This window comes from Corynebacterium sp. UMB10119B (genome assembly GCF_030228125.1).
Classification (GTDB): Bacteria; Actinomycetota; Actinomycetes; order Mycobacteriales; family Mycobacteriaceae; genus Corynebacterium; species Corynebacterium pseudogenitalium.
Genome location: NZ_JASPBG010000001.1, coordinates 276,941 through 301,374, shown reverse-complemented (window position 1 = coordinate 301,374; position 24,434 = coordinate 276,941). Strand labels below are relative to the sequence as shown.

The following is a 24,434-nucleotide window of genomic DNA, read 5'->3' as shown; positions in this document are numbered from 1 at the left end:
CTACTTCACCTCAATACTTTCCGACGCGGCTTCTGCAGCCACGCCTTGATGAGCTTCCTCGCTCACGTCCTTGTCATGCTGCGCTGCAGCAAACACTTTGGTCATACCGTTGACAGCTGGCTTCGACCAGAACCGGGACCGGGAAGCGAACACCATGAGCGGAGCAGTGACCAAGAACGTCACTAGCAGGTCAAATACGGTCGTAAGGCCCATCGTGAATGCGAAGCCCTTCACATCGCCAACCGCAAGGAAGTAAATAATGACCGCGCCGATCAGGGTCACCATGTTACCGGTAATAATTGTATCTTTCGCTCGATCCCAGCCGGAGGCAGATGCAGAGCGGAAAGTCTTGCCCTTACGAACTTCGTCCTTGATGCGTTCGTAGATGACAACGAAGGAGTCCGCAGTAGTACCAATACCAATGATCAAACCGGCGACGCCGGAGAGGTCCAGCGAGTAGCCGATCCAGCGCCCCAACAGAACTAGCGAGCCGTAAACGAGAAGACCCGCAAAGAAAAGCGTAGCCAGGGAAATAAGACCATAGAGCCGGTAGTAGAAGAACACGAAAATTGCGACCAAAATCAGACCGACAATGCCTGCATAGAAGCCAGCCTGCAAGGATGCCAGACCAAGTGACGGCGGCACTGTCATCGCTGTACCACCAGGTTCGCCATTCTCACCCGCGAAAGAAAGCGGCAACGCACCGTAACGCAGGTTGTTTGCGAGGCTCTCAGCTTCCTCCTGAGTGAAGTTGCCTGTAATAGAGGTTGCGGAACCGACTGGGGTTGCGCCCTGAATGACAGGTGCGGAGATAATTTGTGAGTCCAGTGTGATCGCGATCTGCTGCCCGATCATCTCACTCGTCAGCTGCGCCCAGGTAGACGAGCCATTAAACTCGCCTGCCTGGCTGAAAGCGAAGTTGATCTCCATCTGGCTCGACTGCGGGTTGAATCCACCAGTGATCGAGCGACCAGTGTCGATCTGTTCACCGGTGAGACGCGGGCCGTCCGTATCAGTAACACCTGCGAGCAATGGCACCTCGCCGAGGAGCAGTACCTGGCCAGATGAAGGGTCACAGGCTACAAGTGGTGCTGCTTCGTCATCGGTCCCGGCCAATGGATCAGTAGGTTGCACGGCACACAACGCGCTCAGCATCGACATAGCAACGAATTGCTGGGTAGGGTCTTCAGACTGACGAGTTGCCTTGAGCATCTCAGCCTGGTCAGCCCTGCGCTCCGAGGACTCCACAGGACCATTCGGCTCAGGCAACGGTTTCGCATCAATAGCAGGAATCTCAACGGTTTGCCCCTGTTCGGCAACCTGCTTCTTCACCTGATCGCCAATCGCCTTGGCTTGATCCGCGGTCAAAACCCCATACCGGATCCAATCGTTCGCGGTCTTTGCGAAGACCTCACCAATCGAATCTGCGGAAGGTGCAGGCGGTTGCATTACCGGACGGAACAGCAGCTGCGAAGTCTGCCCAATATTACGTACTTCCGATGTGTCGTCGCCCGCGGCAGTGATCACTAGGGTATTGCCGTCAACGACGACAGTCGCGCCGGAAACACCCATGCCGTTCACACGCTTCTCAAGAATGTTTCGCGCTTCGTCGAGCTGTTCGCGAGTTGGCTCGTCTCCCTGCGGAACGAGGGTCACGCGAGTACCGCCCTGCAGGTCGATACCAAGCTTCGGGGTTGCGGACTTATCGCCCGTGAAAAATACTAATGAGTACACGCCAATGACGATGAGCGCAAAAAGCGCCAGCGCGCGCGCAGGCCACTTCCGCTTTGATCTCAACTCGCCGGAACGCTGAGTGTTCTTGGACACCGAGCTAACTCCTCTATTTCTACGTTATTTCACTGCCACACCCCGCTTTGCCCGAAACTTTGGGTAAAGCGGGGTGTGGTGCACATCGATTTATCGTACGTCATCAACTGTCATATCGGTAAAGACAGCTAGACAGCATTTGCCGTAACGCTGAGATGGACTATTCCGGACGTTGTTCCGAATCGTCTGCTGTAGGTTCCTGAACCGCGGACTCGACTGCCTCTCGCTTCATAATTCCGGCGGTCTCCATCTTGACGACAACACCAGGGGCAATTTCAATTCGAAGCGTAGCGTTATCTGCGTCAACAACGTCTCCATGAAGGCCAGAAACCGTCACAACATGGTCACCGGGCTGAATGGAGGACTGCATCTCCTGTACCTGTTGCTGACGCTTCTTCTGGCTTCGCATCATCAAGATTGACGGAAGCATGAACACCAATAGGACGAGCAAAATAAGGATGATTTCCATAGCTCTATATTGACATACTCCCAATTATGTTGAAACGAGTGCCTGTCCTGGAGCATCCGGTGGCGGATCAATTCCAAGGTGCTGCCAGGCAGCCGCCGTAGCAACGCGGCCACGACCAGTTCGTGCCATCAATCCTGCTCGCACCAGGTAAGGCTCGCATACTTCTTCGACTGTAGACGGTTCCTCCCCTACAGCAATTGCCAGTGTATTGACGCCAACAGGTCCCCCACCGTGGCCACGAATGAGCGAATTCAGGACCGCTCTGTCGAGCCGATCAAGCCCGAGGTCGTCAACGTCAAACACCTCCAGCGCAGCACGCGCCGCTTGAATATCGATTCGTCCGCTGCCATGCACATCTGCCCAATCACGAACACGTCGCAGCAATCTATTCGCAATACGCGGAGTTCCCCGTGAACGTGAAGCGATTTCGACTGCTGCCTCCTTGTCGATCTCAACTTGCAAGATCTTCGCAGCACGTTCGACCACGTGCCTCAAGTCAGTAACCTCGTAAAACTCCATCTGTGCCGTAAAACCGAAACGATCCCGCAACGGACCAGTGAGCATACCAGCGCGAGTCGTTGCACCGACCAGGGTGAACGGTGGAATCTCAAGTGGAATTGACGTCGCCCCGGGCCCCTTTCCAACAATGACGTCAATACGGAAGTCCTCCATTGCCATATACAGCATTTCCTCCGCAGGCCGTGCAATACGGTGAATCTCATCGATAAAGAGGACATCGCCTTCCATAAGATTCGAAAGCATCGCAGCGAGGTCACCAGCACGTTCAAGCGCTGGACCAGAGGTCATCCGCAAGGAAGTTCCGAGTTCCTGCGCGATGATCATCGCCATCGTTGTCTTTCCTAGCCCTGGCGGACCGGAAAGCAAGATGTGGTCCGGTGTGACGCTTCGTTGACTTGCACCCGCGAGTACAAGACTGAGCTGCTCACGCACTTTCGGCTGTCCGATGAACTCATCAAGCGACTTCGGACGAAGAGACCTCTCAATATCGTGTTCATCACTATGCGCATTGACACTGACGGGAGCCCCATCGGGACGTGAAAGATCATCCGGCAACTGGAATACGGTTTTTTCAACATCTGACATGAACCCCACCTACTTTTTCGATAGCGTCTTCAGCGCTTCGCGCAACAGATTCGATGGATCAGTATCCGGTTGTTCCGCAACGAGAGGTTCGACGACAGTCCGTGCACTACGCTCGGTGAATCCAAGCCCAACCAGTGCTTCTACAATCTGCTCACTGATGCCTGAGTCTGAAGCAGCCGGAGCCGTTGCTCCGTGGCTCGCTTCGCTGCCCGTTTCAAACAAGCCGACAACCTTATCTTTCAGCTCCAACACGATTCGTTCTGCCATCTTCTTACCGACGCCAGGAATTGTTTGAATCTTCTTCGCATCACCGCTGGAAATCAATTCGGCCAGTTCCCCAGGCCCAAAGACTGCCAGTGCTGCCATCGCCAGCTTTGGCCCTAGCCCACTCACGGTTTGAAGCTTGTGAAACATAGACCGCGAGTCCTCATCCGCGAACCCATACAAGGTCATACCGTCATCGCGGACCACCAGACTGGTGACTACATCCGCATGCTCACCACGAGTTAGGCGACTGAGCGTTGGTGGCGTCGCCAAGAAGCGATAGCCAACGCCCCCGCAGCCAATAACAGCATGATCGAGGCCAATCGAAAGGACGTCACCGTGGAGGGAATCAATCATGAACTAGTTCTTTCTCAGTTTTTCAATAGCGGAAGCTCGGGCAAGCAACGGGGCTCGCCAGCAATGGCAAACAGCGATGGCCAACGCGTCTGCAGCATCTGCTGGCTTTGGTGGCTCGCTCAGACCAAGAATACGTGTAATCATCGTAGTCATCTGTTTCTTATCAGCACGCCCATTACCAGAAACCGACTTTTTTACCTCTGAGGGCGTATACATGTGCACTGGTATATCGCGCTCTGCAGCGGCGAGGACCATTACCCCGACGGCGTGGGCAGTATGCATCACGGTAGATACGTTACTGCGTTCGAAAATTCGCTCCATCGCAACCACGTCGGGCTTATACTCATCCATCCAGTCGCTTACCGACTTCGAGATCCGCAATAAACGCTCCGATAGTTCCACATCGGAAGGAGTGCGCGCTACACCGACGGCAATCGGTATGACCTGACGCCCTCTCCCCGCTTGAACTACCGAAAGGCCGCATCGGGTCAAACCAGGATCTATGCCCATTACCCTCAGACCTTGGAGGTTCACCGCGCTTCCTTCCGCCGAATATTGTACTGGCACATATGTTCTGCCATAGTCTGAAAAAGAACCACCACTCGCCGCAACGAATGGTGGTTGAAAAACAGACTACGCCTTACAAGTCGAGCTCGGCTGCGATCTCGTCAGGAATAGACATGTTCGAGTACACATTCTGTACATCATCAGAGTCTTCGAGGGCATCAATCAGCTTCAGATTCTTTTCAGCAGCAGATGCATCCAGTTCAACTTCCACGTCAGCACGGAAGTCCTGCTCAGAGCCCTCAACCTCGATACCGGCCTCCACTAACGCCTCGCGGACTGCGGCAAGGTCGGTCGGCTGACAGGTAACTTCAAACTCTTCGCCAAGATCGTTAACTTCTTCTGCACCAGCGTCAAGTACCGCCATCAACACATCGTCCTCGGTGAGCTCCCCTTTCGCCACCGTGACGACACCGACGCGATTGAACATGTAGCCCACAGAGCCGGTTTCACCAAGATTACCGCCGTTCCTGGTCATTGCCGTACGAACCTCAGTCGCTGCTCGATTACGGTTATCCGTCAGGCACTCGATCAACAGAGCGACACCGTTCGGGCCGTACCCCTCGTACATCACCGACTCCCAGTCAGAGCCGCCGGCTTCCTCGCCCGATCCACGCTTACGCGCACGTTCGATGTTGTCGTTCGGGACCGACGCCTTCTTCGCCTTCTTGATCATGTCATCAAGCGTCGGGTTGCCTGCTGGATCGCCGCCACCAGTGCGAGCTGCAACCTCGATATCTTTGATCAGTTTCGCCCAGAGCTTGGAACGCTTTGCGTCGTTCGCGGCCTTCTTATGTTTAGTAGTAGCCCACTTTGAGTGGCCAGACATCCGGTATCCCTTCGCTTAAAACGGTTGACTATTGGTAATTGAACGTCAACCTACTATACGCCCGAACAGGTTGAGCTGCAGAACCGCGAGCAAGGTTCAGCCGCTAAAGGGAAAGCGAAGCGAAGGCTGGCAGGGCTGCGGTCCCACCCAATCGAAGAAGCCTTACGGCGGGCCGTAGCCGTAGCGAACGAACATCGCTGACAGCGTCGTTATAAAACCGCAGTGCAATTGCCACACGTGTATCTGCAGCGTCAATATCAGCGGGAAGCATCGACCCTTGTCTCTCGATGTGTTTCCGCATTTCTTGTTCGGACTGAAGTCGTTCCTCTACGTCAACTGGAGTCAAACGCAATGATTCGATGATCCGGCACTCCTCGCGCATTTCCGGATACAGTGCGGCAATGACAGCACAGCGTTGGTCGAGCGCAGCTTGAAGTGCGTCGCGTGAACGGTCGAGACGGATATGGAGGCGGTGTAGCCGTTGCGCAGTGAAATATGCCCAGGCAAACAGCAGCGTGATTACCGCTGCGAACACCACTAGGGCGATAGTTGTCATGCGAGTGTCACCTTCTCACCAACACTTACTGCTTCGTATACAGCCATAATCTGAGCAGTCACTGTCGACCAGTCATACTGCGCGGCTCGCAGTTGCCCTCTTCTGCCCATCTCCAGGCGCAAAGCAGCGTCGTCAATCAAAGCCTGTAACGCCTTTGTCAACTCGGCAACATCACCTACAGGAAAAAGAATCCCGGCAGGGTCAGGTGATTCTGCATCACATACCAGCGAAAAGGCCTCTAGATCACTGGCCACAACAGCGCAGCCCGCAGCCATCGCTTCCACGAGAATGATGCCAAACGATTCGCCCCCAGTGTTCGGAGCGACAAATATATCCGACGCCCCCAGCAATCTCGCCTTTTCCTCCTCGCTTACGCGACCGACGAAGTTCACTCCTGGAATCTGCCGAGGCTCCCCGCTTCCGATCACCGTGAGTTCGACTCGTCCTTCAAGGTGATCGAACGCTTCGAGAAGCAGCGTTAGCCCCTTTCTTGGCTCGTCGATACGCCCCAAGAATGCGATTCGAACAGGCCTGACGGAGCTCAACGGCGCTAGCTTCCGGGCGGCTACGAACTTCCGAGTGTCCACTCCGTTCGGGATAACGATTGGATCGGCCCCGATCTGTTCAACCTGCCACCTCCGAGCAAGCTCGCTTACTGCGATACCCCCGCGGATCTTTTCTAAATATTTCCGCAAGAACGGCAGTGCAAGCTGCAAAATGCGAGACCCAGTTGTAGACGTGTGGTATGTAGCGACGATCGGCCCCGAAGCCAACATAAGCGCTGCGAGCGAATAGCTAGGAGAATTGGGCTCATGGATGTGCAATACATCAAAGTCGCCATCACACAGGAATTCGCGAGTAGTCGTAAAAACTTTAGGGCCGAACGACAGGCGCGCGACAGAGCCGTTATACGGAATAGGTAACGAACGCCCGCCTTTCTTTACAAACTCGGGAAGAGGCGTGTCATCACGCGCAGGCCCGAGCACTTTCACTTCATGCCCTTGACGCAAAAGTGATTCAGCTAAGTCAAGGATGTGCGCTTGAACCCCGCCTGGTTCGTCGAAAGAATACGGGCACACGATACCAATTTTCATCCCTTCGCTACCTTTTTCTTCCGGTCTGCGATCCAAAACGGCTGAAGCACATGCCAGTCTTGTGGGTGCTTTTTGATTCCGCGCTCAAACCAGCCCGCAAGCTTTTCCACTTTACCTTCTACGGAATCTGCAACAATCGGCGGCGATACGCTAGTCACCCACCCATCCATGCTGCCTGAACGCTCAAAGGCATTGTGCACTGCGAGCAGTGTCGCACCGGTTTTCTCCGCTAATACTGCCGGACCGGCGGGCATTGTCGTCTGCTCTCCAAAAAATGCTACCGGCACCCCGTGCCCACCGAGATCACGATCTGCCAACAAGCAGACAATCCCCTGTTTGTACAGAGCTTCCTCGAGGAGCTGCATTGGAGGTCTCGACGCACCACGCGAAGGAATCACCTGGATTCCTAACCCACGTCGAAATTCCAAAAACGCATCGTAGAGCTCTTCGGGCTCTACCCGCTCCGCGACCGTCGAAAAGCTCCCGTATCGGTGAGCAAGCCATGCGCCCGCAAGATCCCAGTTCCCCGAGTGTGGTAATGCGAGTACTACACCCTTGCCTTGTTGAATCGCATACTCCAGATGCTCAATTCCTTGTATCGATGCAGAGAATTGCTTGTGAAACCGTTCGTTCGAGATTACTTTCTGCAGGCAAAAGACCTCGAGCCAATACCGCATGTATGACCGCATCGAGTTCTTCACAAGCGAACGCGTGACGTTCTCAGGTCCAACCACACGCGAGAGATTCTTACGAAGTTGCTCCGGTAACCTCCCATTGCGAGAGTAAATGTCGGCGACGAACATCATCAGACGGTAGGCGATACTGTAGGGCAGCATTGATAGCAGCTTCCACCCCATCCAGTAGCTGCGATATACGCACTCATCTTTGAACGTGTGCATGCGTGCTTCGGTCCTAGCGCGACCCAAACGTTTTAGCTCCTGCTGGCGCGGCAATCTGCCGCTTGGATGCAGGATCCTTCGCTGCAATAACGAGTCGCTGCGCAACCGTATATATCGAGCCGAAAAACAGCAGCCAAAGCCCGCATTCAATGGCGTACGGCACGCCGAAGCCTTCCAACCCCAGCGCGACAAGCGCGATGAGAAGACGCTCAGGTCGCTCAACCAGCCCTCCAACAATCTTGATCCCCCCGGCCTCCGCGCGCGCCTTTACGTAACTAATCACCTGGGAGAGTACTAGTACCGCAAGGCAAACTGCGACATGCGCCGGAGAAGCTTGATCTACGTACACCAGCCAGAACACGATGGCACCGAAGAGCGCTCCGTCAGTAATCCTGTCACAACTTGCGTCAAGCGTAGCTCCGAAAGCAGTCCCTCCCCCGCGGAGACGGGCCATCGTGCCATCCACCATGTCAAAAGCCGCGAAAAGGCCACTCAGAATAGCTGCCAAAACAAGATGGTCAGTTGGAATGAGCACGACGGCTACCAACACAGTGAGCGCTGTTCCACCAAGCGTTGTCCAATTCGGTGTTAGACCAGCTTTAAGCAATGCAGTGGCGACCGGTTCTACGACAACAGCAGCAGGCTTTCGTCCATGAACACTGAGCATCTGCCTACTCCCCTCCAGTCTGTTGAGCCGCCACTTCTTTCCAGCTCTCTGCTAATAGTTGGCGCGTTTCACGCAGCAGCTGCGGAAGCACCTTGGTGCCAGTGATGACTGTCATAAAATTTGAGTCCCCTGCCCACCTCGGGACCACATGCACGTGTAGGTGATCTCCGATAGAGCCTCCGGAGGCCCTGCCTAAATTCATGCCAACGTTTATCGCTTCGGGGTCTGATACCGCCTTGAGAGTTTTCACTGCGAGCGTTACGAACCTCATAAGCTCGGCTGATTCCCCCGCAGTCAGGGCTTCAATCTCCGCCACCTTACGGTACGGCACGACCAAAATATGCCCAGCGTTATACGGATAAAGGTTCAGCACCGCGTAGACGGTCTCCCCTCGAGCCACGATGAGCCCCTCTTCATCGCTCATCGAAGGAATCTGCACGAAAGGATCACTTGACCCCTTCTCATCGCGTGGCGTTGACGCGATGTACTTCGAACGGTACGGCGCCCAAAGACGCTGAAGTCTGTCTGGAGTACCAACTCCAATGTCCTCATACATTTCTGAGCGCCTCTCTACTTCTACTGGTCAGCCTGGCGCTGTTCAACCAGCTCTTTCGTTGGTTGTTCGTTGAACTTTTCGTCCACCCAGTTGGTGATAAGTTCGACAGCCTCGTCGACGCCGACTCCATTAATTTGGGTGCCGTCGAGGAAGCGGAAGCTTACAGCGTTTGCCTCTACATCACGCGCGCCAGCGAGCAGCATGAACGGAACCTTGTGAGTGGTGTGCGTCCGAATCTTCTTCTGCATCCTGTCATCGGAATGGTCGACCTCAGCTCGGATGCCGCGCGCCCGCAGCTGCTGGATGATGCCGTCAAGGTGTCCAGCGAAATCGTCAGCAACGGGGATACCTACAACCTGGTGCGGTGCCAGCCAAGCCGGGAATGCACCGGCGTAGTGCTCAAGCAGCACGCCGAAGAATCGCTCAATTGATCCAAAGAGTGCACGGTGAATCATGACTGGTCGCTTCTTGCTTCCGTCTGAGGATGTGTACTCAAGATCGAAACGCTCAGGCAGGTTGAAGTCGAGCTGAACCGTGGACATCTGCCAGGTACGACCGATGGCGTCGCGAGCCTGTACGGAAATCTTTGGACCGTAGAACGCTGCACCTGCTGGGTCCGGAACAAGCTCGAGCCCAGACTTGGTAGCAACTGATTCTAGGATGCTCGTTGAACGCTCCCAGATATCATCATCACCGATGTACTTCTCGGGATCCTTGGTGGACAACTCCAGGTAGAAATCATCAAGCCCATAGTCTCTGAGCAGAGAAATAATGAACTCCAACACACTCGTCAGCTCGTCTTCAAGCTGTTCCTCGGTGCAGTAGATATGGGCATCGTCCTGAGTAAAACCGCGTGCACGAGTCAGGCCATGCACCACGCCGGACTTCTCGTAGCGGTACACGGTACCAAACTCGAATAGTCGCAGCGGCAATTCACGGTACGAGCGTCCACGTGAATCGAAGATGAGGTTGTGCATAGGGCAGTTCATAGGCTTGACGTAGTAATCGACTGCCTGTTTGGTCACATTGCCTTCGTCGTCGGTCTCGCCGTCGAGCTGCATCGGTGGGTACATGCCGTCGGCGTACCAGTCCAGGTGGCCAGATTTTTCGAAAAGCTCACCCTTCGTCAAGTGTGGGGTGTTGACGAATGAATAGCCTGCCTCGAGGTGACGCTGGCGGGAGTGTTCCTCCATCACCATCCGGATAATTCCTCCATCCGGGTGGAATACTGGCAAACCAGACCCAACTTCCTCCGGGAAGGAGAAAAGATCGAGCTCATTGCCAAGACGACGGTGGTCACGCTTCTCTGCTTCTGCAAGCATCAACATGTGCTCATCGAGCTTTTCTTTCGACTCCCAGGCGGTGCCGTAAATACGCTGCAACCCGGCGTTATTCTGGTTGCCACGCCAGTACGCAGCTGACGAACGTGTCAGTGCGAACGCCGGAATGTACTTAGTAGTTGGCACGTGAGGCCCGCGGCACAGATCGCGCCACTCGACTTCATTCGTCCGTGGATTCACATTGTCGTAGTGGGTGAGCTCTCCGTGACCGACTTCAGTAGCTTCGTCCGAGTCAGGGTCCACGTTTCCCTTGTCCTGCACGAGTTCAAGCTTGTACGGCTCATCAGCTAGGTCCTCTGCTGCCGCTTCAGCCGACGGATAGACTCCACGAACAAACTTCTGGCCCTGCTTGATGATCTTCTTCATGCGGCGCTCGAGCAGCTTCAAGTCTTCTGGTGTGAACGGTTCAGCCGCGTCGAAGTCGTAGTAGAAGCCACCCTCAATGGCTGGCCCAATTCCTAACTTCGTCCCCGGAAACTCAATCTGCACTGCTTGCGCCAACACGTGAGCACACGAGTGGCGAATCACGGACCGACCCAGCTCAGTGTTCGCGGTGACTGGAGTTACTGTGGTGTCTACATCCGGCGTAAATGACAGGTCCTTCAACGACCCGTCTTCAGACTGCACGCAGACAACCGCCTCCGGGCCCTTATTCGGCAGCGACAATTCGCGCATCGCAACCCCGGCAGGAGTGTTCGCCGGGACCGTGAAAGCCTGGGCTGCAAGGTGGGTTTGGTCGTTATTCGTCATGTTCGTGCGCTCCTTTGCGCTTCAATGAGGTACGTCATACCTGGACGCACCCAGCTGGATTCGTACAAGCTCGCCGGAACCTTTAAATATTGAGGTCGGCAAACATGGCAAAAATCATACCGCGTTCACTACGCGAGTAGTGACTCGGCCCAGAAACTCGGAGCACCATCTTGCGCCTGCGTGCCCGGTGGTATCCAGTACACCGCCGAACCAATGTGCGTGATCCATTCATTCAGTCGGTCAGCCTCATCGAGCCTTTTGAGGACCGGAGTGAATTGCGTATCTGGGTTTTCCTGAAATGCAATGAACACTAAGCCAGCGTTGGACAGCTGTTCCTGCCCAGGCTCAGGCGGCAAATTGTAGTTATAAGGGCGCCGTTTAAATTTCTGCTCTGGGTGCCCTTCAGGCGCCATTGACCTGGCAACGTGCGAGTTTCTATCGACCTTTGGCAGGCCATATTCGTCCCGCGCTTCCAGATCTACGGGAGTGAACTCTTCGCCGCCCGAAAGGGGTGCTCCGTTGTCTAGCCTGCGCCCGACGGCCTCTTCACGGGATGTCCGGTCGAGCATTTCCCAGGTGTCAAGGTTCATCGCTATTCGACGAACCACCATCGACGTTCCACCTTCAAACTCTGCAGCGCCTTTTGCCCACACCTGGGCGTCGTATTCCTCATCAGTGTGAGGGTTTACCGTGCCATCAATCTGTCCAAAGAGATTCCGTGGCGTGGTTCCTTCGCGGTGTACAGCAGGGTTATTCATGAACCCTTGCTGCACCCACGCGGTAGCTACATAATCGACGCCAGCTCGCACCATATGACGCATCGCCCATGCGCACATCAGTGGGTCATCTGAGCAAATCTGCAACACCACGTCAGTCTGGCCCCAGTTCCGTGAAAGCTCGTCTCGCGAGAGCGCCGGAATGTCGTGGAGCCACGACGGTTTGCTCTCAGGCGCGGCGATATCAAAAAACTTCTCTCCCAACCCCACGGTAATGGTGAGGTTTGCGGGGTGTTCCGTCATCTCTGGTTCCAGGCTTGCCAACGGGTTTTCGCCGGCTGTCAACGCACGGGCATCCTCAGTCCACAGTCGCATCAATCGAACAATCGCAGGCTTATCGACGCCATCTTTAAAATTGAAACCAATCAGATTTAGTGAGGACTGTTGAGGCGTCGAAATGCCTGCCTGGTGTATGCCGTCAAACGGAACCGTTGCTGTGGCAAGGTCTATCGCAGGCTCTTGCTGAGCATTCACCACAGCGTCGCGGCTTTCCGCGCAAGCTGTGGCTGCCCCGGCGGCAGCAACACTCAGAGTCCCGGCGAGAAAATGACGACGGTTGACAGGCATTCGACTTTCCTTCAATTAGTGGTTGTGGCCTTCACCCATGGACCCATGTTGGTGCCCCTGGAGCTCCCCGTGCTCACCATAGTCTTCGTCACCCGGAAGCATAGAGCGAACGGCTACGTCTGGAATCTGCTCCTCGGTTCCGTCGGCGAACTCAAGCGTTACATCGACCACGTCGCCTGCCGGAATTGCAGGGTCGAAGCCCATGATCATGAAGTGGTCACCGCCAGGCTTGAGCTCATATGTCCCACCGGCGGGGATCTCGATGCCACCTTCTTTCTCGCGCATGACTCCATCTACCACCTCGTGGATCTCGTAGGTGGCGTCGCCAAGTGACGTAGTGAAGCCAACGATGTGAATGTCCTTGTCAGAGGTGTTGTGCAGCGTACCGAAGAACCCGGTCATGGACTTTCCGCCTTCCGCACCGGCTTCTGCTTTCGCACGAATAGCCGCGGACTCAACGCGGATATCACCTTCGCCCTGAAGCTTGTCATTGTCTGGAGCAGCAGTCGTAGTGGACTCCACGGTTGTTGTCTCTGCAGCGGTTGGCTCAGATGTCGACGGGTTTTCCTGCGATGGCGAGCAAGCCGTCAGGGCAAAAGCGGCGACACCAAGTGCCGAAATAGCTGCAGTGCAAATGTTTTTCATATTTCTCCTTAATCGTTGCTAAAAACTTGTGTATGTACTGGCTCAATCTTTGCTCAAGGAGCCGCGACGCAGTAAAAGTGCCGTTACAGCACCGAAAAGAAGCAAGATTAGTCCGCCGACAAAAATCCAGCTAAAGGAACTGGATGAAGAACCGCTCACTTCTGCGGTTGGCACGGAATCTTCCATAGTTTCATCGACAACTTGTGAACCTTCCGGCGCATATGTAAACGTTGTCATCCCTTTAGTGGCGTGCCCATCTGAAGAGACAATCTGAAATCCGATCCGGTACTCTCCTGGCACTTTGTCACCAGATTCGCGAACTTTCTCTGGAAGTTCAAGGGACACAAATCGTCCGTCGAGCACTGGCTCTCCAGTAAAGAGGATCTCGTTGTCCGATACCCGCGACAGCGCGAACGTGTTGAAGCCTTCCTGGGGTTGACCCGAGAACTCCAACGACAGCTCTTTCGGAAACTCGGCTACCACGGACCCGTTTGATGGATCTCCCCCAATAACGGCATCATGTGCCTCCGCTGATCCGGCCGACGCAGAAGCTACACATACGGCACTCAATATAGCCCATGCCGTTCGCTGTACCCTTTGTCCTGCTTTGGGCATACGGACCCCTCCTACAAAATGAACTGACTTTAAACCAGTACAACATTAGTCGTAACGAATGGCGGATTAGTTCCCCAGCATGCCCAGTGCCGGACCATAGAAAGCGAAAATGCCCGCAAGGCGGGCATTCAGTGGTCCTAGCTGGGATCGAACCAGCGACCTTTCCGGTGTGAACGGAACGCTCTTCCACTGAGCCATAGGACCGAACGCGAACTACTTTACACCCCCTCCACTCCTTCAACGAATCCGCAGTACAGCAACACTTTCACCGAGTAACAGCAATTTCCCTGCCAACCCAGCGCCTCACCATCGTACGCACCCGCCAAGACCGGCCCTGTGCTGGCGATTTGGAAAACTTAGAGCCAACAGATAATGTTTGTTCACGCACAACGGAGGTTCCGCTTCCGGAGAGCATGCGGATGTAGCGCAGTTGGTAGCGCATCACCTTGCCAAGGTGAGGGTCGCGAGTTCGAGTCTCGTCATCCGCTCCAAGTGTCTTTAGACACTCTGCGCGATTAGCTCAGCGGTAGAGCACTACCTCGACACGGTAGGGGTCACTGGTTCGATCCCAGTATCGCGCACAGAGCCGCACAGCTCTTTTCAAAATGTGCATGCGGATGTAGCGCAGTTGGTAGCGCATCACCTTGCCAAGGTGAGGGTCGCGAGTTCGAGTCTCGTCATCCGCTCCAAGTACTTTCAGTACTTCGGAGGTACTCACGGTGGATTGGTCGAGTGGTTAGGCAACGGTCTGCAAAACCGTGTACACGGGTTCGATTCCCGTATCCACCTCCAACCTCGCGCGATTAGCTCAGCGGTAGAGCACTACCTCGACACGGTAGGGGTCACTGGTTCGATCCCAGTATCGCGCACAGAGCCGCACAGCTCTTTTCAAAATGTGCATGCGGATGTAGCGCAGTTGGTAGCGCATCACCTTGCCAAGGTGAGGGTCGCGAGTTCGAGTCTCGTCATCCGCTCCACATAGGCTCACGCCCTCGGGATTCCCGAGGGCGTGAGTTTTCTCATATCGGTTGGACGCCGCGGTTTCAGTGTGCCTTGGCCCACATATATCTAGGGACGGGGGCCTCCTACTCACCGCGCGCCTGGGTTTTCAGCTGTTCGAGGAACATGCGAGCCACCGTAAACTCCAACGGTTCCCTCATCGGGTCGGAGTACGTCTTCTCCCCCGCCCGGCGCGTCAGCTGTTCCCGTACGAGCGTGACAATGGCGTCTACGCCTCCTGATGAGACTTGCATCGGGTTTTTCGTGGTCTGCACGAGTTCCGGACTGATTCCCATGTCTGCAGCGATGCGACGGAAGAGCGCCTTGTCTTGTGCGATGTCGGCCCCACGGATGACTCGTGGGTGGATGCGCAGTGCGAGGTCGACTGCCTCGTGTGTCTGCCAAACCTGAATGTGGCGCTCGGGGTCTGCGATGAGGCGCTCGTAGAAGTCCGGGATGAAACGTTGCCTGGTGAAGTTTGCCTTGATCCCTCGGCGTACCTGGTCATCCCACAGTTGGAGGTAATTGTTGGCTGCTGTATCGATGGTTTTTCCGCCGAGAAACAGTGCGTCCGCACCTGCCCCTGTGATGAGTGCGCCGTCGGCATGATACTCCTGCCTGTACGTGTCGATGGCTACCAAAATGGCCCCAGAGAGCACTTCCCAAGGTTCCACGGTGTCGAGGCGCTCGATGGTTTCCTTGAGCAGCGTCTCCAGCGCTTCCCCGCGTGGGGCGACGACGTGATGCTCGAAGCCGAGTGCGCGGGCCACCTCACTCGCCACCTTGGTCTCCTCCGCTGCCTGTTGCGAGGAGTCTTGGCTGAACGTCACCGCGAGGACGTCGGTACGCAGTTGGGCGAGCACCGCGGCGATGAGGATCGAGTCGACGCCGCCGGAGAGCATGAGAGTGGGGCGCCCCGGCCAGCGCCCGAGCACCGCTGTGAGGCGTGCACGCAGGTAGTCGACGACAGCGTGTTTAGCTGGCGCATATTCGGTGATCTCGTATGTACCTGGCTCGATGCTGCGCTCGTCGGCGACGTATTCGCAGCCTTTATCCGTCACAGCCAATTTTCGTCCTTTCCTCAAGCGCTGCAATTCGCTGCTGCAGCTCTCCTATTTGTTTCCGTCGCGTTTTCATCACCACCGGTTCGGCGTGCGTATGGCGGTAGACCGCCACGTGCACCATCCAGGAGAATGCGCCCAGGATGACCCCGGCGGTAAGGATCAGGCCGAAGCGTTCAAAGGTGCCAATCTGTTCTAGCCCTGCGAGCGAGATGTTGAAAGACAGCACCCCAATGACAGCGAGGAAGACAGACAGAATCTCTATGCTCCGTAAGAGACTGTTGCGTGACTCTGCTTCAATCCTCTCCGACATCCGCTCTACTTCGGCGCCGACGTGCGCAAGCTCTGCATCTACACGTCCTTGAATGGAGTTTTGTACCTGCCGTTCGGTGGCAATCATCATCCGGTAGGAGACGAACTCCCCGTGCAGCGCTGTGGCATCCGCGGGTAGGTTCTTAATGGCCATCTGCACAGAGTGAAGTGCCTCGGCGTAAAAGTCGTCCCGGGAACGAACCGTGTGTCCCGAGAACACGTCGGAGCGTGGTGCTGCTTCGATGGCTGCCATGCGGCGGTATCCCTCGGCACGCCGGTAGTGCGCGATGTAGTCGTTTGGCGAGTGATAGCGCAAGATTGCCTCAGAGAAGGCGAGTATTTGCTCCCCATACTCGGTGTCTGGGTAGAGCCACAACCCGTGGAGCATGAGATGTTTGAGCTTCAGTGGCACTTGTTCCAGCTGAGAAACGGCATGCTCGTTCCCGTCGCTGGGTGGGGCTCCCACGGCGTCGAAGACGTGCTGCGGGTCAATCCTACGACCCGAGAGCAGCCTGGCGAAGGTGAGAAAAACCTGGTTGAGGTTGACGGTCACCGACAGGTTGTGGAAGCGCAGGGGCGCATCGTTCGCCATATCGAGTACGCGCCGGATGCCATCGTGGTCGAAGTTGAAGCGATGGAGTTGCAGCTCGATAAGGATGAGCGCGAACTCTGCAGTGCGAGACTGCCTTGCCCATTCCGGCAACAGCCGAAGCCATTCCTCGTTGTGCTCACCGAGGCAGCGCTCACGTGCCTTCCATGTTGCGTCGGTCACGGCGTTGAACATCGCTTCAAACGCATCGATTTCACGGTAGACGGTCTCACCGAACACCGCGTCTGCAAGTACGCAGACCTGCTGTTTCCAATCGGCATCTGCCACGTCTGGGTCAAAGAGCGCTGCGAAGAGCCGGTCAGGGTTCTCGCCACCTATCCATACCCGCTGCGCCTCTTCCACGAGCGGAAAACGATCGAGCACGTGCTGTCTCCTTTTAAAATCCTGGCAGTCAGATGTGTACGCTTGACGCCATGATAGACGCGAGCCGCACTTTCGAACCAGCTGAATTGCTGGGCACTGTGCTGCCCGCTTCAGTCCCGGAACTGCGTCTGCTTGCGGTCATGACACTTTCCGGCGCGGCCTCTCTCGATGGCACCTCCCGCTCCCTTGGCAACGCCATCGATGCCACGCTGCTCAACCTGCTGCGTGTGTGGTCCGACGCTGTCTTAGTCGGTGGAGGCACCGCGCGGGCGGAAAACTACTTCGGAGTCAAGTGCACCGACGAGGACAAGGCCGAACGTCGGTCCCGCGGGCAGGCGGAGGTCCCACCGCTTGCGATCATCACCGAAAGCTTCGAGTTTGACGTGGACACACAGTTGTTTTACGACACGGAGGTGCCTCCGCTTTTCCTCGCTCCGGAGCACCACGTCGACGATCCGGAGCTCGCCGAGCGTCGAGAAGCACTCCTGCACGCGGGCGGCCGCATTCTGTCCACTGGCGATGGCACTGCACGCTCAATTATCGATGCCCTGCACGCCCAGGGCTTTAACCGCATCGTTTGCGAGGGCGGACCTGGACTCTACGACATGCTCCTGACTGCTGGGCTCGGTGACATTTTGCACCTGACCATCGACCCTACGTTGCAAGGCAAGGTAGAAAAGCCCCTCTTCGGCGGAGGTGGAGACTATGCCACCCCGCTCGAGCTCGAAGACGTGCGGGTGAGCGAGGACTCGACGATGTTCGTGCGCTACCGTCTGTGGGGCACTGCTGCTTCCCACGAGGGGTAACTGCATTCGGTACTGTTATGCAAGTGACGTACGCACAAGACACTCCCCCCGCCTGGGCGCAGCGCCTGAACAACATCTGGACCGCTCCTGCCCCACAGAATGGCTCGCACACCACAGCGGCAACGCGCACGCTACAAACCGCCGCTAACGCAGCTGCCTGGCCACTGGCACTTCTGCTCACCATCCACCGAGTTGCCGTTCTTGCAAGGCACGGCTCCCAGACCGACGACTTCACCACCGTGTGGGCTGCCACCCGTCGCTTTGTCGAGCGCGTCCCCGTCTACAACGAGGTGTATCACCACGTCGATCCGCACTATCTTTACAATCCTGGAGCTACGCTACTGCTCTCACCTTTGGGCCTGTTTGACGACGCCTCGCTGATCCGTCCACTCTTTGTTTTAGTAAACACCGCCGCCATTCTTGCGGCACTTGGAATCCTCACGAAGCTCAGTGGAAAACCGCTGAGCCACCCGCTGCTACCTATCAGCATCGTGCTCAGTTTCTGCACCGAGTCAGTTGTGAACACACTCGTCTTTTCGAACATCAATGGTGTATTGCTGCTCCTCTTTACCGTATTCCTCTATAGCTATACTCACAGGCGCTTTGCGTTAGCCGGCGTCTGCCTAGGCCTCGCCATACTGGTCAAGCCGATGTTTGCCCCCTTGGTGGTGTTGCCACTCATGCAACTCCGCTGGCGTTGCGTCGTACCGAGTGTCCTAGTTCCCGTGCTCTTCAACGTTGTCGCATGGCCAATGACACCGGGCGCCCGCGATTACATCGATGTCGTCGTCCCCTATCTAAAGATCACCCGCGACTATGCCAATTCATCGCTTGCCGGCTTCACGACTTACTTTGGCTTTCCGACGCAGTTCTACGACGCACTATTCGTCTTTTTCGGCATCACTGTCGCTATAGCGGTCCTGGGGCTTGCCCGCTGGCGCTGGTCAGACGAGCTCCTATGGCTCACGTTTAGCTCCACGGTTTTACTCGCGGGTGTATGTTTGCTCTCGTCCCTCGGCCAGGCTTACTACTCGATGATGCTCTTCCCGGCGGCTTTCACTGTTCTTTCAGCACGAAGCCCAATGCACACCAGCGGCCCCTGGATCGGACTATTTTTCTGCCTTGCACCGTTACAATGGACGACACTTCGAAACCCTCTCATCGGGAACTGGATTACTACATTCCTCCCCACATTGGGTTGGGCTGTGTTCATCGTATCGACGGCCACCTGGGTACTCACAACAGTGTTCACAACAAAGAAAGGCGACAGAGACCCTCATGACAGAGAATCGTTTTCAGCAGATGACGGAAGCAGAGTGGAAAGCTCACCTCGCCCCTGAGGAATTCCGTGTACTTCGGCAAGCCGGCACCGAAGCACCTGGAGTTGGTGAGTACACCGACCATTTCGAAGAAGGCATCTACGTGTGCCGCGCATGCGGCGCAGAGTTGTTCCGCTCTACAACGAAGTTCGACGCCCACTGCGGGTGGCCAGCGTTCTACGCTCCTGATAGCGAAGCCGCCGTCATCAAGCGAGCCGATTACTCTCTCGGGATGGTAAGAACTGAGGTGCTTTGCGCTCAATGCCATTCCCACCTGGGGCATGTATTCGAGGGTGAGGGTTTCAACACACCAACCGATCAGAGATACTGCATCAATTCAATTTCTCTGAAGTTTGATGCCCCAAGAAAGGACGATTAAAGAACTCCCCCAGCGCCGAGATGCGCTGAGGGAGTTTTTGATTTCGCAATGCCAGCTACGGCAGAACCTTTATGACGTCAGCAATGCTTGCGACGCGGCGCCCGGTCTGGAACGGGATTTCTTCTCGGACGTGAAGGCGCGCTTCTGTGTAGCGCATCGTCTTCATAAGTGACTCAATACGCTCCAGCGTGTCCGCCTCGAACGAAAGCATCCACTCATAGTCGCCAAGGACAAAGGCCTCGACGGTGTTGGCACGAACGTCTGCATAGTCGCGTGCTGCCATGCCATGCTCCATTAGGATCTTGCGACGCTTCTCAGGCTCCATTACGTACCAGTCGTATGAACGAACGAATGGGTACACCGTAATCCAGTCCTTCGGATCCTCCCCCATGATGAAGCTCGGAAGATGCGATTTGTTGAACTCCGCAGGGCGGTGAATTCCATTACCGAGCCACGAAACCTCCAACAGCTGACCGAACGCAGTGTCACGGCGGAATCGCGCGAGTGCATCCTGGATGTACTCAAATTCCTCCGCATGCCACCAGATCATGAAGTCCGCGTCAGCCCGAATACCAGTGTTGTCATAGATACCACGTACGACAACTTTCCCTTCCTCTTTGAGCTGCTCAAAGAACTTTTCTGCTTCTGCGATAACTTCGTCGCGCTCGGTACCAAGTGCACCTGGGATCGCACGAAATACCGCGTACTGCAGGTAGCGCTGGGTTGCGTTCAGCTTTTCGTAGTCAAGCTTCGCCATTTAAACTCTCCTTCTGAGATTCACGGAAACACGTTGGATGCCAAGGCGACCAACCGTCGCTATAAAAACATACATCAAACGAAAGTACTAGTTCAGTGTACACTTCGCTGCAAACGCTGAATCTTGCGAACCAATATACGGCGCGCCTCGCCCCCTCAAAGCCGCATCCTCATTAGCTTGGTTGGCGTGATGAACTCGGATACCACCTCCCCAAGCGAGAGCGCGTCGACTCCTGCGGAGTTCACCGCAGCGGTCGAATCGATGCATAAGGCTCAAGTGCGCCCAGAAATCTCCATCGGTACCATTCGGCCTCCTCAGCGGCCTGCACCGTTTAGCCACGCCGTTGGGCTTGAGGTTATCCAGACCAAGCCAGACCAAGGTGACGCGTTCGGTCGCCTCATCCTGCTTCATTCCCCCGACGCTGAAGAGGCCTGGGAGGGTTCAATGCGACTAGTCGCCTATATCCAGGCAGATATGGACGATGCTGTTGCGGCGGATCCACTTCTCCCCGATGTGGCATGGCAGTGGCTTAACGAGTCGCTCGATGGCAATGGGGCCGGGTTTACCAACCTTGGAGGTACGGTAACCTCCACAGCTTCCGTCCGCTACGGGGAGATTGGCGGCCCTCCGCGGGCGTACCAATTGGAGATGCGCGCATCTTGGACAGCTGAAGGAATTGATCTGTCATCACATGTGGAAGCGTTTGCAAATGTCCTCAGTTTAGTGGCGGGTCTGCCACCCGAAGGTGTGCGAACTATTTCGTAGCATTAGTATGTGTACGCATGGAAGTGAATTTGTCCTACACCTTTGTCGATCATCCATCGCAGTTTGCCGAGGTAGCTGATCGATTAGCCGAAGGACTTGGTCCTTTTTGTATCGATACCGAACGAGCCGGCGCGTACCGCTACGATGACCGAGCATTCCTCGTACAGATCTACCGCAAAGACGCGGGAACGTTCCTCATTGCCCCTGAGCACTATCGAGACGAGTTCGAACAGTACTTTGCACCAGTCTGCAATGATCAGGAGTGGGTAATACACGCGGCGAGAGAGGATCTACCGTGTCTCGCGCAATTAGGATTACGTCCGTCCACTATTTTCGATACCGAACTTGCAGCACGATTTGCAGGCTACCCAGCAACCAAACTTGGCGTGTTGGTAAAGGAGTTTTGCCAAGTCTCACTTCCCAAGCAGCACGGCGATGCCGATTGGTCACAGACACCACTGACCGACTCAATGCTCGAGTACGCAGCGCAGGACGTTATTTACCTGCCCCACCTTGAACAGGCCTTAGTACACCTCCTCGATATGCAAGGCAAACTTGAATACGCGAATCAAGAATTTGCTCATTTGGTAGCTACGCGTTCAAACCCGGGGGTAAAGAAACATTCTTGGCTCGATATACCCCAGGTTTCGGACAAATTGTCGGATCTCGAGCTCACTTTGACGAAGTGGCTTTGGGATGCTCGCGATTGTTTTGCCTACGACCAAGACATAGCTCCGGGATTAGTACTTCCGAACAAGATGCTGGTACCACTGGCTCAGTCCCGCCCAACGACCGTTGACGAATTGCTGGCGTTTGACGGTGCAACCCATGCGCTCACCACCTATCCATACTTCTGGCTCGAGACAATCCATGATGCGCTGTTATCCCCATTTGAAACCGCACTGAGGGAACAACTTCGCTTACCTACTAGGAAAAGCATTTGGGAGTGGACAAGGCACAACAAAGTGGCGCTACGTACGCGACAAAACATAAACAATCGGGTCGCCGAAATCGCCGAGACTCTTAAGATCCGCAAAGAGCTGATTTTGACGAACAAGGTCCTCGAACGGACCATATGGACCGCCTTCCACGAACGTCTAGATTGGCCAATGGAATACACCCGTCCCCTGCTCAAGCAGATGGGACTGCGCGAATGGCAAATAGACTTCCTAGCACCTATTTTCGTGGCGGAACAGCCGGAACCTCGCCGCTAGGCAGCGAGTGCCTTATTGATCGCGGTCCTCAAGGCCGCGTACCCACTCGCGAATCTTTTTCGTCGCAGCTGACTCGTCCATACCGAATTCTTCAAAGATCTGTTCCCGGGAAGCGTGCTCTGGGAACACCTGAGGAAATGCAATATGCCGCAGCGGTGTGTCGATTTCAGCGTAGGACAACGCTTCTGCAATTGCTGAACCAACGCCTCCATGCACGATCCCGTCTTCATACACCACGACAAGATCGGACTCAACCGCAAGCTCGAGAATATCAGGGGAAACAGGCACAACCCAACGAGGATCTACCAGGGTAACTCGAACATTGTCCGATTCCAATCGTTCAGCGACCCGTAGTGCCGAATCCGCAAAAACTCCCACTGCAACAATCAACACATCAACTGTCTGGTCACTTTCATCATCTTGCGCAGTCGATGATGGCTCTCGAAGAATATCGACGCCACCTGGCAGCCGCTTAATAGCTGCTCGGTTCTCGCCGACGTTCCCCTTAGGGAAGCGGACGACAGTTGGCCCGTCCTTAACAGTCAAAGCTTCCCTAAACAGTTCCCTTAGCTGCTGCGGATCGCGAGGCGCCGCGACACGAATATTTGGGACGATCGACGTCAGCGCCATATCCCACACGCCGTTGTGGCTTGCGCCGTCCGTACCAGTGACGCCCGCTCTATCGAGCACTACAGTCAACGGCTGCTTGATAAGTGCTGCGTCCATCAGGAGCTGATCGAAAGCTCGGTTCAAAAATGTGGAGTAGACCGCGACAACGGGGTGCAGTCCCCCGAGAGCAAGCCCGCTGGCAGAGGCAATCGCATGCTGCTCCGCAATACCGACATCAAAAAATCTATCAGGAAATTCCTCTGCGAACGGTACAAGGCCTGTCGGCCCAGCCATAGCGGCCGTGATTGCGACAATGTCACGTCGAGTCCTAGCGGCGTCGAGAAGTTCCTCGGTGAAAATTGATGTCCACCCTGGCTTGGACTTCTTCAGAGTTTCTCCTGTAACAGGGTCAATCGCACCAGTGGAGTGCATTTGGTCGGCGATGTTGTTAACTGCGGGGGCGAAGCCGTGGCCTTTCTCAGTCACAACATGCACAATCAAGGGCCCCTCGTAGGTCTTCGCGTACTCGAAAGCGCTTAGCAACGCCGTGAGGTCGTGACCTTCTACTGGCCCAACGTACTTCATCCCCAGCTCCGGGAACATCTCTGTTGGGATAACCTGGGCCTTCACTCCTTCTTTCAGCGCATGAAGCGCTTCAAACGTCCGTTCTCCGACCCAACCCATCGACTTGAGGGTCTTCTTACCGGATTCCATTACGTCGTCGTAGCCGGGTTTCATGCGCAAAGCTGCGAGCTGATCACGAAGGCGAGTCAGGTTGTTCGCAAAACCACCAATAGTTGGCGAATACGAGCGACCATTGTCATTTACGACTATGACTACGTTGCGTTCTGCGGCTGCAATGTTGTTCAGCGCTTCCCAGCACATCCCACCTGTCAGTGCACCGTCACCGACGACGGCGACAACATTTTCGTCGCCCTTGCCCTGAATGTACTTGGCTTTCGCTAAGCCATCTGCAATTGAAAGCGAAGCACTCGCGTGCGATGACTCAGTCCAATCATGTTCCGACTCCGAGCGCGAGGTATAGCCAGAAAGACCGTCTTTCTGACGCAAGGAATCAAACTGACCAGCACGCCCGGTCAGAATTTTATGCACGTACGACTGGTGAGAGGTATCAAAAACGACCGGTTCCGTTGGCGAGTCGAATACGTAATGCAGTGCAATTGTCAACTCGACAACGCCGAGGTTCGGCCCCAGGTGACCTCCCGTTGCTGACACCTTCTCAATTAAAAACTGGCGTACTTCATCAGCGAGATCTGATAATTCCCCAGGCGCCAACGACTTCAAATCCGCTGGCGAATTGAGTTTACCTATCAGTCCCACGGTCCTCTACTTCTCCTTTA

At 55.5% G+C, this 24,434-nt stretch carries 24 protein-coding genes and 7 tRNA genes; 11 read left to right on the top strand and 20 right to left on the bottom strand.

Annotated features, from left to right (window positions below; translation table 11 throughout):
• The 16 genes from secD to QP802_RS01370 all read right to left on the bottom strand — a co-directional run bounded on the left by secD (position 1) and on the right by QP802_RS01370 (position 14,083).
• Positions 1-1,827 (bottom strand): protein translocase subunit SecD, encoded by a 1,827-nt coding sequence (gene secD, locus QP802_RS01445; protein ID WP_083290770.1) that lies wholly within the window; start codon positions 1,825-1,827, stop codon positions 1-3.
• A gap of 160 nt (positions 1,828-1,987) precedes the next feature.
• Complete coding sequence (gene yajC, locus QP802_RS01440) at positions 1,988-2,296, bottom strand: preprotein translocase subunit YajC (protein ID WP_070477017.1); 309 nt, start codon at positions 2,294-2,296, stop codon at positions 1,988-1,990.
• A 24-nt stretch (positions 2,297-2,320) separates the two neighbouring features.
• Positions 2,321-3,400, bottom strand: coding sequence for a Holliday junction branch migration DNA helicase RuvB (ruvB, locus tag QP802_RS01435; protein WP_070477188.1), 1,080 nt, complete (start codon positions 3,398-3,400; stop codon positions 2,321-2,323).
• 9 nt (positions 3,401-3,409) lie between these two features.
• A complete protein-coding gene (gene ruvA / locus QP802_RS01430) occupies positions 3,410-4,021 on the bottom strand; it encodes a Holliday junction branch migration protein RuvA (protein WP_070477015.1) in 612 nt (203 codons plus the stop codon).
• 3 nt (positions 4,022-4,024) lie between these two features.
• Positions 4,025-4,555, bottom strand: a complete 531-nt coding sequence (ruvC, locus tag QP802_RS01425; protein WP_070362374.1) for a crossover junction endodeoxyribonuclease RuvC — start codon at positions 4,553-4,555, stop codon at positions 4,025-4,027.
• 106 nt (positions 4,556-4,661) lie between these two features.
• Positions 4,662-5,414, bottom strand: coding sequence for a YebC/PmpR family DNA-binding transcriptional regulator (locus QP802_RS01420; RefSeq protein WP_070362373.1), 753 nt, complete (start codon positions 5,412-5,414; stop codon positions 4,662-4,664).
• 103 nt (positions 5,415-5,517) lie between these two features.
• Positions 5,518-5,970 carry a hypothetical protein gene (locus QP802_RS01415; RefSeq protein ID WP_070477014.1) on the bottom strand — a complete coding sequence of 151 codons (453 nt, stop codon included), beginning with the start codon at positions 5,968-5,970 and terminating at the stop codon, positions 5,518-5,520.
• Entirely contained in the window at positions 5,967-7,064 is a 1,098-nt protein-coding gene (locus QP802_RS01410) for a glycosyltransferase family 4 protein (protein WP_070477012.1), read from the bottom strand. The genes QP802_RS01415 and QP802_RS01410 overlap by 4 nt, the downstream gene beginning before the upstream one ends.
• The gene (locus QP802_RS01405; RefSeq protein WP_070477186.1) at positions 7,061-7,963 is read right to left on the bottom strand and encodes a phosphatidylinositol mannoside acyltransferase; all 903 of its coding nucleotides are present in this window, start codon (positions 7,961-7,963) and stop codon (positions 7,061-7,063) included. Before QP802_RS01405 ends, QP802_RS01410 begins: the two co-directional genes overlap by 4 nt.
• A 13-nt stretch (positions 7,964-7,976) precedes the next feature.
• Positions 7,977-8,630, bottom strand: a complete 654-nt coding sequence (pgsA, locus tag QP802_RS01400; RefSeq protein ID WP_070362369.1) for a phosphatidylinositol phosphate synthase — start codon at positions 8,628-8,630, stop codon at positions 7,977-7,979.
• A 4-nt stretch (positions 8,631-8,634) separates the two neighbouring features.
• Positions 8,635-9,186, bottom strand: coding sequence for an ATP adenylyltransferase (locus QP802_RS01395; protein ID WP_070362368.1), 552 nt, complete (start codon positions 9,184-9,186; stop codon positions 8,635-8,637).
• 20 nt (positions 9,187-9,206) lie between these two features.
• Positions 9,207-11,276, bottom strand: coding sequence for a threonine--tRNA ligase (gene thrS / locus QP802_RS01390; protein WP_070362367.1), 2,070 nt, complete (start codon positions 11,274-11,276; stop codon positions 9,207-9,209).
• A 128-nt stretch (positions 11,277-11,404) separates the two neighbouring features.
• Positions 11,405-12,619, bottom strand: coding sequence for a Dyp-type peroxidase (locus QP802_RS01385; RefSeq protein ID WP_070477010.1), 1,215 nt, complete (start codon positions 12,617-12,619; stop codon positions 11,405-11,407).
• 15 nt (positions 12,620-12,634) lie between these two features.
• Complete coding sequence (locus QP802_RS01380) at positions 12,635-13,264, bottom strand: copper chaperone PCu(A)C (protein WP_070477008.1); 630 nt, start codon at positions 13,262-13,264, stop codon at positions 12,635-12,637.
• A 42-nt stretch (positions 13,265-13,306) separates the two neighbouring features.
• Positions 13,307-13,879: a copper resistance CopC family protein gene (locus QP802_RS01375; protein ID WP_070477006.1), complete on the bottom strand. Its 573-nt coding sequence runs from the start codon at positions 13,877-13,879 to the stop codon at positions 13,307-13,309.
• 132 nt (positions 13,880-14,011) lie between these two features.
• A tRNA-Val gene (locus tag QP802_RS01370) sits at positions 14,012-14,083 on the bottom strand.
• Between the two features lie 211 nt (positions 14,084-14,294).
• Between QP802_RS01370 and QP802_RS01365 the strand changes: the two genes are divergently transcribed.
• The 6 genes from QP802_RS01365 to QP802_RS01340 all read left to right on the top strand — a co-directional run bounded on the left by QP802_RS01365 (position 14,295) and on the right by QP802_RS01340 (position 14,856).
• Positions 14,295-14,370: transfer RNA gene (locus QP802_RS01365), tRNA-Gly, on the top strand.
• A gap of 18 nt (positions 14,371-14,388) precedes the next feature.
• Positions 14,389-14,460, top strand: a tRNA-Val gene (locus QP802_RS01360).
• A 32-nt stretch (positions 14,461-14,492) separates the two neighbouring features.
• Positions 14,493-14,568 (top strand) — tRNA-Gly (locus QP802_RS01355).
• A gap of 29 nt (positions 14,569-14,597) precedes the next feature.
• Positions 14,598-14,671: transfer RNA gene (locus QP802_RS01350), tRNA-Cys, on the top strand.
• Between the two features lie 5 nt (positions 14,672-14,676).
• Positions 14,677-14,748, top strand: a tRNA-Val gene (locus tag QP802_RS01345).
• 32 nt (positions 14,749-14,780) lie between these two features.
• A tRNA-Gly gene (locus tag QP802_RS01340) sits at positions 14,781-14,856 on the top strand.
• 108 nt (positions 14,857-14,964) lie between these two features.
• On the opposite strand, the gene QP802_RS01335 is transcribed toward QP802_RS01340, so the two are convergent.
• Both QP802_RS01335 and QP802_RS01330 read right to left on the bottom strand, forming a co-directional pair.
• Complete coding sequence (locus tag QP802_RS01335; RefSeq protein ID WP_070976789.1) at positions 14,965-15,939, bottom strand: asparagine synthase-related protein; 975 nt, start codon at positions 15,937-15,939, stop codon at positions 14,965-14,967.
• Positions 15,929-17,224, bottom strand: coding sequence for a hypothetical protein (locus QP802_RS01330; RefSeq protein ID WP_284817467.1), 1,296 nt, complete (start codon positions 17,222-17,224; stop codon positions 15,929-15,931). The genes QP802_RS01335 and QP802_RS01330 overlap by 11 nt, the downstream gene beginning before the upstream one ends.
• Before the next feature lie 50 nt (positions 17,225-17,274).
• Here QP802_RS01330 and QP802_RS01325 point away from each other — a divergent pair, with 50 nt between their 5' ends.
• Genes QP802_RS01325 through msrB form a run of 3 tightly spaced genes read left to right on the top strand, consistent with a single transcriptional unit; the run spans position 17,275 to position 19,728 of the window.
• On the top strand, positions 17,275-18,030 hold the full coding sequence (locus QP802_RS01325) for a pyrimidine reductase family protein (RefSeq protein ID WP_284817466.1): 756 nt from the start codon (positions 17,275-17,277) through the stop codon (positions 18,028-18,030).
• Positions 18,031-18,053: 23 nt separating this feature from the next.
• Positions 18,054-19,370: a glycosyltransferase family 87 protein gene (locus QP802_RS01320; RefSeq protein WP_246814948.1), complete on the top strand. Its 1,317-nt coding sequence runs from the start codon at positions 18,054-18,056 to the stop codon at positions 19,368-19,370.
• Positions 19,309-19,728, top strand: a complete 420-nt coding sequence (gene msrB, locus QP802_RS01315; RefSeq protein WP_070976779.1) for a peptide-methionine (R)-S-oxide reductase MsrB — start codon at positions 19,309-19,311, stop codon at positions 19,726-19,728. The genes QP802_RS01320 and msrB overlap by 62 nt, the downstream gene beginning before the upstream one ends.
• A 55-nt stretch (positions 19,729-19,783) precedes the next feature.
• Here msrB and hemQ read toward each other — a convergent pair whose 3' ends face one another.
• A complete protein-coding gene (hemQ, locus tag QP802_RS01310) occupies positions 19,784-20,485 on the bottom strand; it encodes a hydrogen peroxide-dependent heme synthase (protein WP_070362360.1) in 702 nt (233 codons plus the stop codon).
• Positions 20,486-20,674: 189 nt separating this feature from the next.
• Here hemQ and QP802_RS01305 point away from each other — a divergent pair, with 189 nt between their 5' ends.
• Both QP802_RS01305 and QP802_RS01300 read left to right on the top strand, forming a co-directional pair.
• Entirely contained in the window at positions 20,675-21,250 is a 576-nt protein-coding gene (locus QP802_RS01305; RefSeq protein ID WP_070362359.1) for a DUF3000 domain-containing protein, read from the top strand.
• 17 nt (positions 21,251-21,267) lie between these two features.
• Positions 21,268-22,464 carry an HRDC domain-containing protein gene (locus tag QP802_RS01300; protein ID WP_070478958.1) on the top strand — a complete coding sequence of 399 codons (1,197 nt, stop codon included), beginning with the start codon at positions 21,268-21,270 and terminating at the stop codon, positions 22,462-22,464.
• A 12-nt stretch (positions 22,465-22,476) separates the two neighbouring features.
• On the opposite strand, the gene dxs is transcribed toward QP802_RS01300, so the two are convergent.
• The gene (gene dxs / locus QP802_RS01295) at positions 22,477-24,414 is read right to left on the bottom strand and encodes a 1-deoxy-D-xylulose-5-phosphate synthase (RefSeq protein ID WP_070478956.1); all 1,938 of its coding nucleotides are present in this window, start codon (positions 24,412-24,414) and stop codon (positions 22,477-22,479) included.
• Positions 24,415-24,434 lie beyond the last annotated feature (20 nt).